Origin of the sequence: Neohoeflea coraliihabitans (genome assembly GCF_019334345.1) — a bacterium.
GTDB classification, from domain to species: Bacteria; Pseudomonadota; Alphaproteobacteria; order Rhizobiales; family Rhizobiaceae; genus Pseudohoeflea; species Pseudohoeflea coraliihabitans.
In genome coordinates, this window is record NZ_JAHWQX010000001.1 from 337,756 (window position 1) to 353,975 (window position 16,220).

Consider the following 16,220-nt stretch of genomic DNA (forward strand, 5'->3'; position numbering starts at 1 on the left):
GCCCCCGAGCGTGTGTGCAATTGCTTGCAGCCTCAGGGCAAGGTGGGATCGAGAATCAGCTTGCCGAAAACCTTGCGCTGCCGCAGCAGCTCCTGTGCCTTGGGCACATCGGCCAGCGAAAACCTGTCCTGGACGACCTGACGCAAGCGCCCGGCTCCCCCCATTTTCATGACCTCGAGGAAATCGCGGCGCGTGCCGCCGAAGGACCCGATCAGGGTCTGCTCCTTGACGAACAGGTGCCACAAATTGAAGCCGACCTGAAATCCGGAGTGTCCGCCGCACGTCACCAGCCGGCCGCCGCGGGCCAGGGCCTTGAGACTGCCTTCCCATGTCGCCGCGCCAACATGCTCGAAAACGATGTCGACACCGCGCCCGCCGGTGAACCGGCGCACCTGGTCGGGCCATGACGGATCGTTGTGATCGACAGCGAAATCGGCGCCCACCTCAAGCGTTCGGCGCACCTTGTCGGGACCGCCGGCGGTTGCGATCACGCGCGCACCCGCCGCCGCGGCGATCTGCATACCGAGCACGCCGATCCCCGAACCGGCGGCGATGATCAGCACATCCTCGCCCAATACGACCTTTGCCCGGTCGCGCAGCATGTGCCAGGCGGTCGGTCCGGTGACGGCCATCGCAGCCGCGGCTGCATAATCCAGCGCCTCGGGCAGTTCGAGCAATTGCCGCGCCGGCGCAACGGCATATTCGGCGTACCCGCCGGGAGTCTGAACGCCGAACACCCGACTGTTGCGGCACATGTTGGTCTCACCGCGGACGCAGTTGTCGCAATGCCGACAGGCGATGATCGGATCGACGACCACGCGCGCCCCGATCTCCCAGTCGGCAACATCCGGCCCCACTGCGGCAACATCCCCGGCAACCTCCGTGCCGGAGATATGCGGAAGAGCAACATCCTGCGGGGTCTGGCCGTCCTTCGTCAAAAGATCGACCTGATTGAGACCGCAGGCCCGCACGCGCACAAGGACCTCGCCCGGTCCGGGCACCGGAACCGCGACGTCCGTATCCAGCCGCAATTCGGTACCACCGTTGGCTCCGTGGTGTAGACGCGCCGCGCGCATGGTGCCTGTCGCCTTGGTCATCTGCGCCCCTCCTTGAGAGCATCGAGATAGTCGCTCTTCTTTTGGCGGAATTCCTCGGACTGAAAGGTCAGCCCGTTGGCGACCGCCTCGATTCCAAGCTGACTACGCAGGTCGCTGCGCTCACCGTTGCGCAGGATCAGCTTCATCATCCGCAGGGCATCAGAACCCATCCCCTCGATCTGCACAGCAAGCGCATCCATGCGCTCCGAGAGGGCAGCCGCATCATCGGCCAGTTCGTTGACCAGCCCCCAGGACAGCGCCGTATCGGCATCGATCTTCTGCCCCAGGACCGCCATCTGCATGGCCCGGGAGGGACCGATCAGACGCTGCGCAAGCCAGCTCAGACCGAAATCCTGAATGACGTCGAGCATCAGCGGCACCATCCAGAACCGGGCCGCCCGGACGCTGATGCGCATGTCGCAAGCCATTGCCAGTCCCAGTCCGCCGCCGCCACAGGCGTGGCCGTTGAGCGCCGCGATGGTGACCACCTCCTGCTCGAACAGCGCCGATATCACGCGGTGCTGCGCGTTAAGGAGCCGGGTGCCTGAAAAGACCGATGGATCTTCGACATGCTCCATGAAGAAAGGCGTATCGAGATCGACACCGGCGGAAAACAACCGTCCCGCACCCTGCAGGAACAGGGCATTGAGACCGCTCCGTGCGCGGACCCGGTCCAGCGCGTCGAGCAATTCCTCGAGCATTTCCGGATTCAACGCGTTCAGCCGCTCCGGCCGGTTCAGGGTCAGACGTGCGATCCGCCCCTCGAAGGCGAGGGTCACGGTAGCGTAGTCTGGAAGGTCGTCGCCAGTTCCCATTTCCGTCCCAATCTTCATACTATTAGGTCTGTTTTAATACTGACTAGTATCATCTTCGCGAGGTGCACGTCTGTCAAGCGCCAATTCGGCGCCACGTTTCACCGACCGTCGGCGGTCGGCCCTGCCATTCACGGCGATCTGCCTGGCTCTCCGGGCGCGTCACATGCGTTCAATGGCCAGCGCAATACCCTGGCCTCCGCCGATGCACATGGTGATCAGGCCATAGCGCCCGCCAGTGCGCTGCAGGTGGTAAAGCGCCTTGACCGTCAGGATCGCACCGGTCGCTCCGACCGGGTGGCCCAGGGCAATGGCCCCGCCATCCGGGTTGACCTTTGCCGGATCAAGGCCGAGTTCGCGGTTGACCGCAATGGCCTGCGCGGCGAATGCCTCGTTGGATTCGACAACGTCGAAATCGTCCAGCTTCAGCCCGCACCGCTGAATGAGTACCCGCACCGCGGGCACCGGCCCGATTCCCATCACCTCCGGCGCCACTCCGGCGTGGGCATAGCCAACAATCCGCGCCAGCGGTGCGGCGCCAGCGGATTCGACGTAACGTTCCGACGCCAGGACAACTGCCGCTGCGCCGTCATTTATGCCCGACGAGTTGCCGGCCGTCACGACACCATCTTTCCTGAAGGCGGGGCGAAGGCCCGCCAGCATCTCGGCGGTCGTCTCGGGCTTGGGATGTTCGTCCGTGTCGACGATCACCTGGCTCCGCCCCACTTTGGTCTCCACCGGAAGAATCTGGCTCCTGAAATGCCCGGCAGCCATGGCCGCCGCCGCCCGGCGTTGGCTTTCCAGTGCGAAGGCGTCCTGGTCCTCTCGCGACACCCCGTATTTCTGCGCCACGTTCTCGGCTGTCACGCCCATGATGCCATTGCCGAACGGGTCGGTGAGCACGCCCGCAAGACCATCCACAAGTGCGGCATCACCCATTTTCTGGCCGAAGCGGGCCACCTGCACGAAATGCGGCGCCCGGCTCATCACCTCGGCCCCACCGGCCAGCGCGACCGGCGCATCGCCGAGCATGATGTTTTGCGCCGCCGAAACGATGGCTTGCGCGCCACTTCCGCACAGGCGGTTCAGGGTCATGGCGGGAACGTCTTCCGGGATGCCCGCGCTGATCGCCGCGATGCGCGCGAGATAGGCATCCTGGGGACCGGTGGGGATGACATTTCCGAACACCACGTGTCCGATGCGCGCCGGTTCCACATTCGCGCGGACCATGGCTTCGGCCGCGACCCGGCTTCCCAGCTCACTCGGCGCGATGCCCATCAGGCCACCACCGAAACGACCGATGGCGGTCCGCACTGCGGAAAGAATATAGGTGGTTTCGGGCATGTCTTGTTGATCCTTCAGGCGGGAAACGAGGGTTCGGGCAGCGACGCGGCCGGTTGGCGAGCGCTAATGCGGATGTGCGGCAGCATGCTCGGCGCGCAACTGATACTTCATGATCTTGCCGATCGACGTCTTCGGAAGCGCGTCGCGGAATTCGAAAAGGGTCGGCACCTTGAATTTGGCAAGCGACTTGGCACACCAGTCACCGAGTTCGTCCTGCGAAGCTTCCATTCCAGCGCGGACCACCACGACCGCCTTGACCGCTTCGTCGCGAAGTGGATCAAAGACGCCGATGACGGCGCATTCCGCAACCGCCGGATGACCGGACAGGACCCGCTCCACCTCGCCGGCAGCGATGTTCTCGCCGGCGCGCTTGATCACATCCTTCGACCGGTCGAGGAAATGCAGATAGCCATCCTCGTCGAGCGATCCATTGTCGCCGGTAGTCAGCCATCCATCCCGCATGCAGGCGCGCGTGGCCTCTTCATTGCGAAAATACCCGCTGAAAAGCGGCGCCCCGCGCACGACTATGCCGCCGCTTTGCCCCGTCGGAACGTCGTTCCAGTCGTCATCGATCACGCGGATCTCGCGGCCCATGACGGGCAGCCCTATGCAATGCCGCTTGGTCCGGCCATGCAGAACGGGATTGGCCGTGCAGATGCCGAAAGTCTCCGACAGGCCGTACCCTTCGATCAGTCTGACGGCGTACCGGCTCTCGAACGCGGTCCACTCGGCATCCGATGTCGGCAGGGCATAGAACGTCATCCTGACGGAATGCTGCGTGTCGGTTTCCTGCGCGGGCTGCGCAAGAAGCGTGCGCAGGATCATCGGCACGATGCTGATGAAGGTGCAGCGATGCCGCCGCACCTGCGACCAGAACCGGCTGGCGCTGTAGGACTGAAGCAGAACGATCGTGCCGCCGACGGTCAGGGTCGGAATCACGCTGACAAACTGTCCGTTGACGTGGAACAGGGGCAGGACAACGCACGTCCTTTCATCACTTTTCAGACCGAAATGCTGTGCCAGGGCGATCCCCTGGATCACGCTGCCATGGTGGCTGAGAATGGCGCCCTTGGGACGCGATGTCGTGCCGGACGTGTAGATGATCTGCGAACAGTCGCCCGGTGCGATCGCCACCTGAGGACAAGGCGCACCGGCCTCGTCGATCTCGGCAAGAAGGTCGAAGCCGCCGGCAGCTTCATCCGCGCGCGCCAGGATTTTGACCGTGACCTCAGGACAATCCGCTTCGACCTCGCGGTATTTTGGCAGAAATTCGGGTTCGGTGATCAGTCCCACACACTGCGCATCCTGCAGGAGGAAGGACAATTCATCAGGAGAATAGAGAACATTGACCGGGACCATCACGGCGCCGATCTGGTTGATCGCGAACCAGGCCTGCAGGAATTCGCTGCAGTTCGACAACATCACCGCGACGTTGTGCTGCGGACGAACTCCACTCTTCGCCAGATGCCCGGCCAGTCCGTTCACCTTGTCGGAGAATTGGCGGTAAGTGAGTTCGATGACGTGCCCGGCGTCATCCTCATGGAGCAGGAACAATTTCTCGGGATGCTCCTCGACCCGCTGCCGCAAGAGCGACGCCACATTCTGGCTGCCGGCGATGTCCATCACGTTTCCTCCCTTCAATCCGTTAAGCGGGACCGTCTGCGCCGAGTGAGGATACCGCCCCAACCTGTTCGCCCCCATGGTCCGCGCCTGTCGTCCGCCATCCGGGCGACCCTTTGTAAACTCGTCGCCGGCGGCCGGGGTCCCCGGTCCTCCGCATGCAGCAACGCGGCCGCAGCCCTGCCCGCCTTAGTCTGCGAGCTGCACGTTCCCTTCGATCACCGTCTCATCCCGCTGATTGATGCAGCGAAACTCGAAACCGGTTTCGAGTGTGGCCGTGACTTCGATGCCGATCGTGTCCCCCGGATGCGCCGGCCGAAGATAACGCAGCTTCATGCGGCTGTTCGGCGGCATTGCCGGCTGGCCGGTGCGCGACTGGACCAGCCGGAAGATGGGCTCCATCGGAATGCACCCATGCGCGATCGTGGTGCCGAACGGCGTTGTCGCAGCGAAGTCCGGATCCACATGGACCGGGTTGAAATCGCCCGAAATCGCTGCGTACGCGTCGATCATCGCCTGATCGATCGTGATCGTCGGCTGCACCGCCATCTCATCATCCCCTTCGGTTTTCATGGAAGGATCGCCGTGAACCTGACCTTGCAGACCTCATCGTCGACCTGATTGGTCGTGACCATCTCATAGGTCAGGAACCGGCGCCCCTTACGCTCGAAGCGGTCGGTGATGACCAATGTCGTGGTCAGCACATCACCGGCTCGGGCCGGCACCCCGTAGGTGTTCTCGTCACCGACGCGGATGACACCTGGCGGAAAAACCTGCTCCTCCCACCCCAGGCGCAACCCGAATGCCAGGCACATCGACGTCGGCGCGATGCCGCCACCCGACGGCCCGGCGCGAAAGGCGGCGTCGTCATAGCCCATCAGGCTGCAGAAGCGATCGATTTCCTCCTGCGTCAGGGCGATCCGGCCGCGGCACACCTCGCGCCCCAGCTCAGCGCCTTCGAATGTCGTCAAAGGGTTGCTCATCTCAGATCCGCCAGCATCGTGTATGGACTTTCCAGCAGCGAGCGCAGCACGTTGCGGTAGCGACCGGCCACCGCCCCGTCGATGAGGCGGTGATCAAAGGTCATGCTCAGCATCATCATCGGACGAATGACAATCTGCCCGTCGCGCACCACCGCCTCGTCGCCGATGGCGCCGATCCCGAGGATTGCCGATTGCGGCGGGTTCAGCAGCGGCGTTTCGAAATCGCCGCCATAGGATCCGAAATTGGACAGGCTGAAGGTGCCGCCCTGCATCTCGTGACGCTCAAGCTGACCGGAGCGGGCACGCGCGGCAAGATCGATCCGCTCGCGCGCAATCTCCACAAGCGACTTCCGGTCGGCATTGTGGATCACCGGCACGAGGAGACCATCGTCAAGTGCCACGGCAAGGCCGACATTCACATCGGCCCAGGACACGATCTCCTCGCCGATGATCGATGCGTTGATCTCGGGCATCCGGGCCAGGGCAATTGCACAGGCCTTCAGAACGATATCCGTAAACGAGATCCTGACCCCGGTGTCCGCTTCCCGCGCCAGACAGGCCTTTCGCAGGGCAACCACTTCGGCCATATCAACCCGCGCGAAGGCGGTCATTTGCGCCGTCGACTGCAGGCTCTGCATCATGTTGCGTGCAATGCTCCTGCGCAGCCCGGAAAGTGGCCGGCGCGAGGCTTCACCGGTGGCGCCGGCTGCAGCGGCACCCGTCGTTTCTGCCGGTGCCTTCCCGCGCCGCTCGATTTCGGCATCGACGTCGCGGCGCAGGATGGCGCCGCGCGCGCCGGTCCCGGTCAAATCGCGCGGGTCGATCCCTGCTTCCCTCGCAATGCGCCGCGCCAGCGGCGAAACCCGCTGCCGCGATCCCTTGTCGACCGCGGCCGGCGCGAAAGGGCGCTCGATCTCTTCCACGACAGGTGCCGGCGTGTCCGCCGCAGCTTCCTGCTGGTCGATACCGGCCGAGAGAGCCGCCTCTTGCGTCGCGTAGAGGCCGCCGATCACGCTGCCAACGGTGTGGGTCGATTCCACTTCGGCGTACCGGCGCAGATAGCCGGCGCCGTCCGCCTCGACTTCGGAAGTGATCTTGTCGGTCTCGATCGCAAACAGCACTTCGCCCGGCTCGACGCGGTCACCGTCGCTCTTGTGCCAGTCGACAAGAGTGCAGTCGGTCATTGTCAGACCAAGCTTGGGGATTGCGATCTCGTGCGTCATCTTCTGCTCCTCACGCCATCAGATCGCGCAGCGCCGCCACGATGTCGTCGGTGTCGGGGTTCAGAAACTCGTCGAATTGCCGACCGAACGGGGCGGGCGTGAAGGGCGGCGACAGCCGGCGCACCGGCTGGTCGAGATCAAAGAAGCAACGCTCGCCGATTTCCGCCGCTACTTCCGAGCCGAAGCCGAAATTCTTGTGCGACGAGCTGACAACCAGGCAGCGATTGGTCCGGCTGACCGATTCGGCGATCGTATCGAAGTCCAGCGGCGAAATTGTCCGCGGATCGAGAACTTCCACGCTGACACCGTCCTTTGCCAGCACCTCGGCCGCGGCAAGGGCCCGCGCCACCATCAGTCCGGAGGCGACCACCGTCACATCCGTGCCACTCCGTTTGATGTCCGCCTTGCCGATCGGAATCAAGAGATCGCTGTCATCCTCGATCTCCTCCTTGTTCCGATGCATCGCGATATGCTCGATGAAGACCACCGGATTGTCGTCCCGGATCGCCGACTTCAGCAGGCCCTTTGCATCCCGCGGCGTCGACGGCATGACGACTTTCAGGCCCGGAATGTGCGCCACAAGGCTTTCCCACGCCTGCGAATGGTGCGGGCCGATGCCCATCTCGACTGCCGTGCTGGTTCGGATCACCAGCGGCATCTTGAACAGGCCATTGTAGATGTAGTGGGTCTTGGCCGCCTGGTTCGCGATCTGGTCGAGGCACAGTCCGAGAAAGTCGATGAACATGATCTCGACGATCGGCCTGCGACCGGTCATCGCCGCGCCAACCCCCATGCCGACGATGATTTCCTCGCTGATCGGGGTGTCTCGGACCCGCGTCGGCCCGAAAGCATCCAGCAGACCGCGCGACGCGCCGAAAGCGCCGCCGGCGGCCGCAACGTCCTCTCCGATCAGGAATACCTTCTCGTCGCGTGCCATTTCTTCATGCATGGCATCAATGATTGCCCAGCAAAAGGTCTTTGAAGGCATGTCAGCTCCTTAGCAATCCGGCGCAGCGCCGGAACCGGCGAAGACTTTCGACAACGCGCTACGCGGTTCGGGCAGCGGGCTGTTCAGCGCGAACTCCACCGCTTCGGCAACTTCGGCCGCAATTTTTGTCTCGAGCGCCTCGAGTTGCGCCCCTTCGACACCGACCTCGTCGAGCAGATGCGCGCGGTAGCGCGCGACCGGGCAGAGCGCTTTCCACTCGGCCTCCTCCTCCTTGCTGCGATATTTTCGCGGGTCGCCCTCGAAATGCCCTCCCCACCGATAGGTCTTCAGTTCCAGAAGGGTCGGCCCTTCGCCGGCCCGGGCGCGCGCATAGGCGCGGCCTGCCGCAGCCCGCACGGCCAGCACGTCATTGCCGTCAACGACTTCCGATTCCATTCCGTAGCCGGCAGCGCGGGCGGCGACGTCCGGCTGCGCGACCGTATCGGCGAAGGGTGTCATTTCGGCGTAGAGATTGTTTTCGCAGACCATGACCAGCGGCAGCTTCCAGGCTGCGGCGATGTTCAGGGTTTCGCCGAAGGACCCGTTGTTGCTGGCGCCTTCGCCAAAGAACACGGCGGCGACCGCGCCCTCCCCGTCCATTTGCGCCGAAAGCGCCGCGCCCGCGGCGATCGGCATGCCGGCCCCGACAATGCCATTGCCTCCGAGAATCCCGAGCTCCGGATCAGCGGCATGCATCTCGCCGCCCCGACCGCCACAGATTCCGGTTTCCTTGCCGAGCATCTCTGCGACCATGGGCTTCAGCGCCATGCCTTTGGCCAGGTAATGCCCCCGCCCGCGGTGATTGGAAACCACATAGTCCCGCTCGTTGAGATCGGCACAGATGCCGACCGCGCACGCTTCCTGTCCGAGATAGGAGTGGATGTAGCCCGGAAACTTGTTCTGCGCGAACAGGGCATTCAACTGGGTTTCGCACTCCCGAATCTCGAGCATGCTGCGGTAGAGGCTGATCGGATCCTGGGTCATGGTGCCCTCAATATGATTTCGGCAGGCCAAGCCCGACCTGGGCAATGAAATTGCGCCCCATCTCGTTGGTGATCGGCGCAAAGATGAGCTGACGAATGTCCCGATAATAACGCTGCATGTTGTACTCCATGGCAAAACCGTAGCCAGCCAGCACGCGCATGCCCCGATCGGTGGTGCGGAACGCCGCTTCGGAAGCGAAATATTTTGCCATCGATGCCGGCAGCGAACAGTCCTGCCCCTGATCCTGCATCCAGGATGCCTTGTAGGTCATCAGGCGGGCAAGTTCGATTTCGGTGAGGCTATCGGCGAGCGGATGCTGGACTGCCTGAAACTGCCCGATGGGCTTGCCGAAAGCATTGCGCTCGCCGGCATACTGCACGGCATCGTCCAGCGCCCCCTGACCGAGGCCGACGCAGACGGCGGCAACGAAGATGCGCTCATTGTTCAATGTGTCGATGATCGCGTGCCAGCCCCGCCCTTCCTCTCCGACGATCGCGCTTTTCGGAACGCGGACATTGTCGTAGCTGACCTCATAGGAATGCAGGAACTTCGACCCCAGCTTCTCGATCTTGCGGTAGGAGATGCCCGGCGTGTCCTTCGGGACGAGAAACACGGTCAAGCCACGCGACAACTTCGCCGGATCCCGTTCGGTGCGCGCGACGACAAACAGCCAGGACGCGATGTTCACCCCCGTGGTCCAGATCTTGGCGCCATTGATGACATAGTCGTCGCCATCGGCGACCGCCTTGGTCTTCATCGCGCCGAGAATATCGGTTCCCCCGTTCGGCTCGGTCATGGAAAGCGCGAAATGCACGTCCCCACCCGCGATCTGCGGAAGGAATTCCTGTTTCTGGCTATCGGAGCCGTGCCGTTCGATTGTCACCGCCCCGAACGAAACGTCGAGCCCATACGCCAGGGCGACCGTCGAGGAGTGCCGAGCGAGTTCTTCCAGAACGATGGTCTCCTCGACCACCCCGCCGCCCGTGCCGCCGAACTCTTCGGGAATTGAAGCCCCCATCAGGCCGATTTCGGCCATCTTATCCAAAAGATCCGAAGGAAACGTCCCGTTCGCATCCCACTGCGCGACAGCATCCTTCGGCATTTCGCGGGCGACGAACTTCCGCACCAGATCGCGCAAGGCGTGCTGATCCTCTGTGAAATCGAAGTCCATGATCTTCCTTCCGTATCCGGGCGGCAATTCCCGTGAACCAGAACCGGGCCTGTAGCGGTCGTTGCGGCGCCGGCAGTCTTTCTTACCTTGAAGTATCTTTGTCTACTCGTGGGTATATTGTCAACCTTCGGACGGTGTCCGGGGCGAAAAATCAGCGCTGAGCGATTGGCCAGGCATCCCTCGCCGAGGCTATCCGCCCAGCCCTGGTGGCCACTGCCATTATGTTCAGGGCGGCTGGGTGGCGTCGGTCTTATGCACAGGGGCGGGCTGAACTTACGCCTTGGCAAGGACTTGCAGCGAACGACGATGCCGCCGTGCATCGAGCATTTCACGACGAACCAGTTGACGACCTACTCAATGGTATAATATTTTACTTTTTGGTTTTTAAAGGTCTCAGTGCCTGGTCAATACGGGGCGCGCCCGGTTGGTGCGCGCGCGTGACGACCAACACCAGCGCCTGGAGGAGGAAGATCGTGCAGGGGTTAGATCAACGGCCAACCAGCCGCTGCAACCGGGTGCAGCCGCAAAGCCTCTGTTCAGGGCAAAAATCCGCATGAGCGCGCATACCGGTTCAGCGCCGCCCGCAGGCCGGGTCCTCCACTACCTGCTCGAGGAGCGTGCCGCAGCCGCGGAGCAGAAACCGTTTCTTGTCATGGATGACCGCAGCCTGACGTGGCGGCAGGCGGATCAGGAGGCGAACCGCTGGGCCAACGGTCTTGCAGCGGCCGGCATCGGCAAGGGCGATCGGGTGTTGCTGATGATTCCCTCCGGCATCGAGCACGTGCTCATCTGGCTTGGCATCTGCAAGATTGGCGCCATCATGGTGCCGGTCAACGCTGCCTACAGGGGAGAGATGCTGCGCCACCAGGTGAACGACTCGGAAGCCGCCCTCGCCATCGTTGCCGAGCGTCATCTCGCCGTCTGGACCGATCTTGCCGATGGTTTGCCACACATCCGCACCATCGCCGTCTTCGGCGGCGAACCGCCATCACGCGCCGGCGAACTGCCCTGGACGTGGACCGCTGCCACCAGCCTTCAAAGCGCCGATCCGTCCCCGCTGCCCCGCATCGTCTCCGACAGCGATCCGATGGCGATTTTTTATACGTCCGGCACCACCGGTCCATCCAAAGGTGTTCTCTATTCCCACGCTCAGGCCTGGACGACTGCTGAGGTGCCTGCCGCGTGGTGCGCGCCGCAAGACGTCTTCTACATGTTCCTGCCCATGTTCCATGTCGGTCTGTCGCAGATGGTCGGGATTGTCCTGATTGCCGGCGCCACGATGGCGATACGGGAGAAATTCAGTGCGAGCGGTTTCTGGCCGGACATTCGTCGATACGGCGTGACGATGACCATACTTCTTTCGACAATGCCGAGCTTCCTGATGACGCGTCCGGCGCAGGCCGACGACCGCGATCATCCCCTGCGCAAGGTGGTGATCATCCCGTTGCCCGCTGACCTCGAGGGTTTCAAGGCACGTTTCAACATCGAAGTCGCCACCTGGTTCAACATGACGGAGGTCAGCGTTCCCCTGCACTCGGACGGCTTCAACCTCGCAAACGACACCGCAGCCGGTCGTCCGCGCCCCGGGGTGACGGCCCGCATCGTCGACGAATTCGACACCCCTTTGCCGCCGGGCAAGACCGGCGAACTGGTTGTCCGCGCCGACCGTCCGTGGGATTTTTTCCTCGGCTACTGGAAGAACCCGGCAAAGACCCTGGAGAGCTGGCGCAATCTCTGGTTCCACACCGGCGACATCTTCCGCTGTGACAGCGAGGGAAATTTCTATTTCGTCGACCGGTTGAAGGATGCCATCCGGCGGCGCGGCGAAAACATTTCTTCCTTTGAAGTCGAGCGCGAGATCGACACTCACCCGGCCGTGCTGGAATCGGCCGCCGTCGCCGTGCCCTCCGGCATGGGCGAAGACGAGATCAAGGCGGTGGTGTCCTTGAGACCCGGCGCTGACCTGACCGCCGGGGATCTGTACGCCTATCTCGAGCAAAGGCTGCCGGCTTTCATGCTGCCCGGTTTCATCGAGCTGGCGCGGGAGGAACTTCCGAAAACGCCGACCGGCAAGATCCTCAAGGCCTCCCTGCGCGCGTCGGGCACCGACGCCTGCTGGTCACCCGGGCGATAGGCCGGACCCTTCCGATCCGCAGCCCATGCGGCGGGGCTACTGCAGGCGGGTAATCTTTGGAGAGGGCGTCTTCGCCGGGCTCTGCAGCCGCTCGGCCAGTTCGAATGGCGGATCGATCCACCCGTCACTCCCAGCGACCGTCAGACGCCGGCTGGCAATCCGCCAGCCCTTGTCAGTCAAGCTGTGCCGGTCGTGGTAGCGCCCCCACAGGTCGATGCGTCGCCCCTCGTTCACGGTGACATGCCACGCATAGACATAGGCAGTCGATCGGGCCGTTTGCGGCCCTGTCAGATCGATCTTGATGTTCGAGACATGGTGGCTTGTTCTGCTGAAGGCCGCGAGCGTCCTGGCAAACATGAGGGCCAGGTCCGGGCGCCCGATCACGGCGTGGCGCGAGCCGAGTTCGAACCGCCCGTCCTCGCAGAACACCTCGGATACGAGCCCCTCCGGATCATTGCGATCCACGAAGTGACAGTAGTCGATCAGCACCTCCGAAATCAGGCGGCGCTGTTCCAGTTCCCACAGCAGGCCTTCGTCCTGGCTCATGTCATCTCCCCCGTCTTGGCTCATGCCATCTCCCTTGGTGAGGCGCCCCGTTCGAAAGCGGCTGGCCGATCAATTGTAAGTCCAGGACACCAGCCCCGGCCAGATGACACATGCGACGATCAGGACAAGATCGGCGATGAAGAACCAGATGATCCCCCGAAAGATCGTGGTCATGGAGACCTGCGAACCGACCACATTCTTGATGACGAAAACATTCAGTCCGACCGGAGGTGTGATCATGCCAACTTCGAGAAACTTGGCGACAATGACGCCGAACCAGATCAGATCGTAACCGGCAAGCGTCACAAGCGGCAGAAAGATCGGCAGCGTGATCAGCATCGCGCCGATCGGCTCGAGAAACATGCCGAGCAGAAGGTAGACCAGCGCGATCGTGAACATCAACATGATCGGGTCGACACCCCAGCTGATGACCAGGGCTTCCAGCGCACCGCTGATTCCACTCACCGCGATGACGCGTGTGAACAGGCTGGCGCCGACCGTGATGACAATGATCGCGGAAGTCGTGACAAGCGTTTCCACGATCGTGTTGCGCAGCACCTTGAAGCTCAGGCTGCGCTTGGCGACGGCGATCACCATGGAGGTGAACGCCCCGACGGCGCCCGCTTCGGTGGGCGTGAAGAACCCCAAAAACAAGCCGCCGAACACGGCAATCAGCAACAGCATCAGCGGCCAGGTATCGAGCAGGACCGCGCCAACCGGTTCTCTCTCATGATCCTGCACCGCCGGCGCCAGGGCCGGGTTGAGCTTGACGCGCACGACGATGACGATGACGTAGGAGAGTGCCGTCAGCAGACCGAGGGCGATGCCGCCGGCAAACAGCTTGATGATGGAAACCTGCGCGATGGTCCCATAAATGATCATCAGAATGCTGGGAGGAATGAGAGCGCCGATCGTGCCCGCCGCCGCGAGCGTGCCCGTCGACAAGGCTGCGTCATAGCGCTGCTTCATCATCTCGGGGATCGCGATCCGTCCCATCGCCGCGGCACAGGCGACGCTGGATCCCGTCACCGCGGCAAAACCGGCGCAACCGAAGATCGAGGCTATGGCCAGCCCGCCGGGAGCATGGCGCAGAAACAACCGTGCCGCCCGGAAGATGCTGGTGGTGATACCGGCGTGGTAGCAGAGATATCCCATGAACAGGAACATCGGGATCGAGCTCATCGTCCAGGTCGCGACAAAGGTGTAGGGCACGGTCTGCAGAAGGCTCGAGGCGACCTTGAAGTTCGTGAGCACGGTGATGCCGCCGACCGAGACACCGATCAGGGCGATACCGATTGGAACCCGGATATAGAGCAGCACGAACAGGAGGACGACACAGGCTGTGCCAATGAGTTCCTTATCCATTGGTCTGCGCCTTGTCGGCGGTCAGCGCGAGGCGCGGCTTGACGATCTTGGCTGCCAGAAGAGCGCCGATCACAACGAATCCGAATGGAAGAACGTAATAGCTCGGCCATGTGATGACGAGCCCTGACTGGTCAAGCACATACTCGCCCTCCGCCTGCTTCCGCATGGCGTCTTTCAGGGTGTTCCATGCCAGAAGGAAATAGATCGCCGATGACAGCGCCCAGTTGAAGCGCAGGCCGAGCATGTCGAGCCAGCGCGGTGCCTGTTCGGGCCATAGATCGACAAACACGTGCTGATTGCGCAGTTCGGCCGAGGCAAGCGGCAGGAAGACGATCATCGTCATGTAGAAGTTCGAGACGTAGACGATCGTGCCGGGTATCGGTTGCGCGAAGAAATACTTCATTGCGACGTCGGCGGTCACATGCAGGATCGACGCCAGGAGAACGGTTCCGGCGAGAGCGATGAGAACGGTATCGACTGTTGACCAGAATCGTCGAGCCACTTGTCTGTCTCCGGGGTCGTGCCTGGCTTGAAGACGGGCCGGCTGAACCGGCCCGTCGATCGCATCAGGGTGAAGAGGTCACATCCCGAATTCAGCCGTGTCAAGCTTGTCGAAAATTTCGCTCTTGTAGACGGCAGACAGGTTATCGGCAGTCGGCTCCACGCCTTCCATCAGCTTTTCCCACTTGCCGACCAGTTCTTCGAAACGCGCAATCTTCGTTTCCGCATCCTCGACACCGCGCTCGGCGGCCAGAGTCGCGATCTGGGCCAGATCCTCCGACACGAAATCAGCGGTCGCCTGCACCAGTTCGGAAGAGGCTTCGTGAACCTCGATGCCCTGGGTCTTCGCTTCCTCGATCGCCTTTGTGGCGTCCGTCATATAGCCGACGGTCGTTACCGCGATCGCATGAGCGCTGGCATCGATCATCGCCTGGCGCTGGTCTTCGGTCAGGCCTTGCCAGGTGTCGCGGTTGACGGTGGCGATGTTGATGAGGTTGTACGTCCCGCCGGGAACACCCAGCGTCACGTGCTTGACGACGTCGATCATGCGGATGTTGTACAGCTCACCGGCCGACAGGAGCGCCCCGTCGACAACACCCTGCTTCACGGCTTCGAAGATTTCGTTGCCCGGCAGGGTCAGAGCGACACCGCCGAAATTCTCCACCCAGCGGTTGAACGTGGCGTTCGGCGAGCGAAGCTTGGAGCCCTTGATATCCTCGAGTGAGGTGAAGGGCTTCGTCGACAGGATCGCGTAATCGGGCGTCGAGCCCGATCCGAGATAGACGACGTTATTGTTCGCGTATTCTGCCAGGCAGAGATCGCAGGTCATCATGTATTCGGTCGTCGCGCCCGCCATGGCCGCAGCGTTCTTGCCCATCATGGCCAGGTCGCCGATGAGGTTGGATTCCTTGAACTGGGCTGCGAACACCATTGGCAGCACCACGCCCACATCCGCGACTCCGTCGCGCACCCCGTTGAGCATCTGAGGCACGCTCAGCAGTGTCAGGTCATGGGTGGTGAAAGTGATTTCACCGTCTGTCAGTTCGTTCACCCGGCTGGTGAACGCTTCAGCACCGAGGCTGACCGTTGAGCCCGCTGCAAAGCCAGGCGCCATTGTCAGGTCCTTGGCCGATGCCGTTCCGGCGGTCAGTGCACTAAGAAATGTCGCTGCCAGCAGCGCAGCAAACTTGCCCTTGATCTTCATTCTCGTCTCCTCCCGAGTGGCGCAAAACGCGCGCCTGACGTCTGATCCCTTTCGGAATTTGCAGACTTCATGCCCGCAAACCTACTGCACGGTATATAAATTATACTCATCAGTCAAGACAAGTGACCGGCCTCTCTCTCGCCCTGAAATGGGCCTGCAAAAGGGCACGCGGCTCCTCAGCGCCTCAAGCGTCAAAGCTTTGTTTTCATTGAGATACGGGGCATCATCGGTCGGGGGCGGTTGACTTG

15 protein-coding genes are annotated in these 16,220 nt (G+C 62.5%); 1 reads left to right on the top strand and 14 read right to left on the bottom strand.

What is annotated here, in order from left to right; all coding sequences use genetic code 11:
• Positions 1-32: 32 nt before the first annotated feature.
• The 10 genes from KY465_RS01630 to KY465_RS01675 form a co-directional block, all read right to left on the bottom strand.
• Positions 33-1,097: an alcohol dehydrogenase catalytic domain-containing protein gene (locus KY465_RS01630; RefSeq protein ID WP_219157758.1), complete on the bottom strand. Its 1,065-nt coding sequence runs from the start codon at positions 1,095-1,097 to the stop codon at positions 33-35.
• Positions 1,094-1,930 (bottom strand): enoyl-CoA hydratase/isomerase family protein, encoded by an 837-nt coding sequence (locus KY465_RS01635; RefSeq protein WP_219157760.1) that lies wholly within the window; start codon positions 1,928-1,930, stop codon positions 1,094-1,096. Before KY465_RS01635 ends, KY465_RS01630 begins: the two co-directional genes overlap by 4 nt.
• A gap of 141 nt (positions 1,931-2,071) precedes the next feature.
• Positions 2,072-3,253: a beta-ketothiolase BktB gene (bktB, locus tag KY465_RS01640; protein WP_219157762.1), complete on the bottom strand. Its 1,182-nt coding sequence runs from the start codon at positions 3,251-3,253 to the stop codon at positions 2,072-2,074.
• Positions 3,254-3,316: 63 nt separating this feature from the next.
• Positions 3,317-4,876 (bottom strand): class I adenylate-forming enzyme family protein, encoded by a 1,560-nt coding sequence (locus KY465_RS01645; RefSeq protein WP_219157764.1) that lies wholly within the window; start codon positions 4,874-4,876, stop codon positions 3,317-3,319.
• 186 nt (positions 4,877-5,062) lie between these two features.
• Positions 5,063-5,446: a MaoC family dehydratase gene (locus KY465_RS01650; protein ID WP_219157766.1), complete on the bottom strand. Its 384-nt coding sequence runs from the start codon at positions 5,444-5,446 to the stop codon at positions 5,063-5,065.
• Complete coding sequence (locus tag KY465_RS01655) at positions 5,443-5,856, bottom strand: MaoC family dehydratase (RefSeq protein WP_219157768.1); 414 nt, start codon at positions 5,854-5,856, stop codon at positions 5,443-5,445. Before KY465_RS01655 ends, KY465_RS01650 begins: the two co-directional genes overlap by 4 nt.
• Complete coding sequence (locus KY465_RS01660) at positions 5,853-7,079, bottom strand: dihydrolipoamide acetyltransferase family protein (protein WP_219157770.1); 1,227 nt, start codon at positions 7,077-7,079, stop codon at positions 5,853-5,855. Before KY465_RS01660 ends, KY465_RS01655 begins: the two co-directional genes overlap by 4 nt.
• A gap of 10 nt (positions 7,080-7,089) precedes the next feature.
• A complete protein-coding gene (locus tag KY465_RS01665) occupies positions 7,090-8,067 on the bottom strand; it encodes an alpha-ketoacid dehydrogenase subunit beta (protein ID WP_219157772.1) in 978 nt (325 codons plus the stop codon).
• 9 nt (positions 8,068-8,076) lie between these two features.
• Positions 8,077-9,051, bottom strand: coding sequence for a thiamine pyrophosphate-dependent dehydrogenase E1 component subunit alpha (locus KY465_RS01670; protein ID WP_219157774.1), 975 nt, complete (start codon positions 9,049-9,051; stop codon positions 8,077-8,079).
• Positions 9,052-9,058: 7 nt separating this feature from the next.
• Positions 9,059-10,222: an acyl-CoA dehydrogenase family protein gene (locus KY465_RS01675; protein ID WP_219157776.1), complete on the bottom strand. Its 1,164-nt coding sequence runs from the start codon at positions 10,220-10,222 to the stop codon at positions 9,059-9,061.
• A gap of 553 nt (positions 10,223-10,775) precedes the next feature.
• Here KY465_RS01675 and KY465_RS01680 point away from each other — a divergent pair.
• Positions 10,776-12,356, top strand: coding sequence for an AMP-binding protein (locus KY465_RS01680; RefSeq protein ID WP_219157778.1), 1,581 nt, complete (start codon positions 10,776-10,778; stop codon positions 12,354-12,356).
• A 36-nt stretch (positions 12,357-12,392) separates the two neighbouring features.
• Here KY465_RS01680 and KY465_RS01685 read toward each other — a convergent pair whose 3' ends face one another.
• From KY465_RS01685 to KY465_RS01700, 4 genes are all read right to left on the bottom strand, one after another.
• Positions 12,393-12,902 carry a nuclear transport factor 2 family protein gene (locus tag KY465_RS01685; RefSeq protein WP_219157780.1) on the bottom strand — a complete coding sequence of 170 codons (510 nt, stop codon included), beginning with the start codon at positions 12,900-12,902 and terminating at the stop codon, positions 12,393-12,395.
• A gap of 69 nt (positions 12,903-12,971) precedes the next feature.
• The gene (locus tag KY465_RS01690) at positions 12,972-14,267 is read right to left on the bottom strand and encodes a TRAP transporter large permease (protein ID WP_219157782.1); all 1,296 of its coding nucleotides are present in this window, start codon (positions 14,265-14,267) and stop codon (positions 12,972-12,974) included.
• Positions 14,260-14,769: a TRAP transporter small permease gene (locus tag KY465_RS01695; RefSeq protein ID WP_219157784.1), complete on the bottom strand. Its 510-nt coding sequence runs from the start codon at positions 14,767-14,769 to the stop codon at positions 14,260-14,262. The genes KY465_RS01690 and KY465_RS01695 overlap by 8 nt, the downstream gene beginning before the upstream one ends.
• Positions 14,770-14,847: 78 nt before the next feature.
• A complete protein-coding gene (locus tag KY465_RS01700) occupies positions 14,848-15,972 on the bottom strand; it encodes a C4-dicarboxylate TRAP transporter substrate-binding protein (protein WP_219157786.1) in 1,125 nt (374 codons plus the stop codon).
• Positions 15,973-16,220 lie beyond the last annotated feature (248 nt).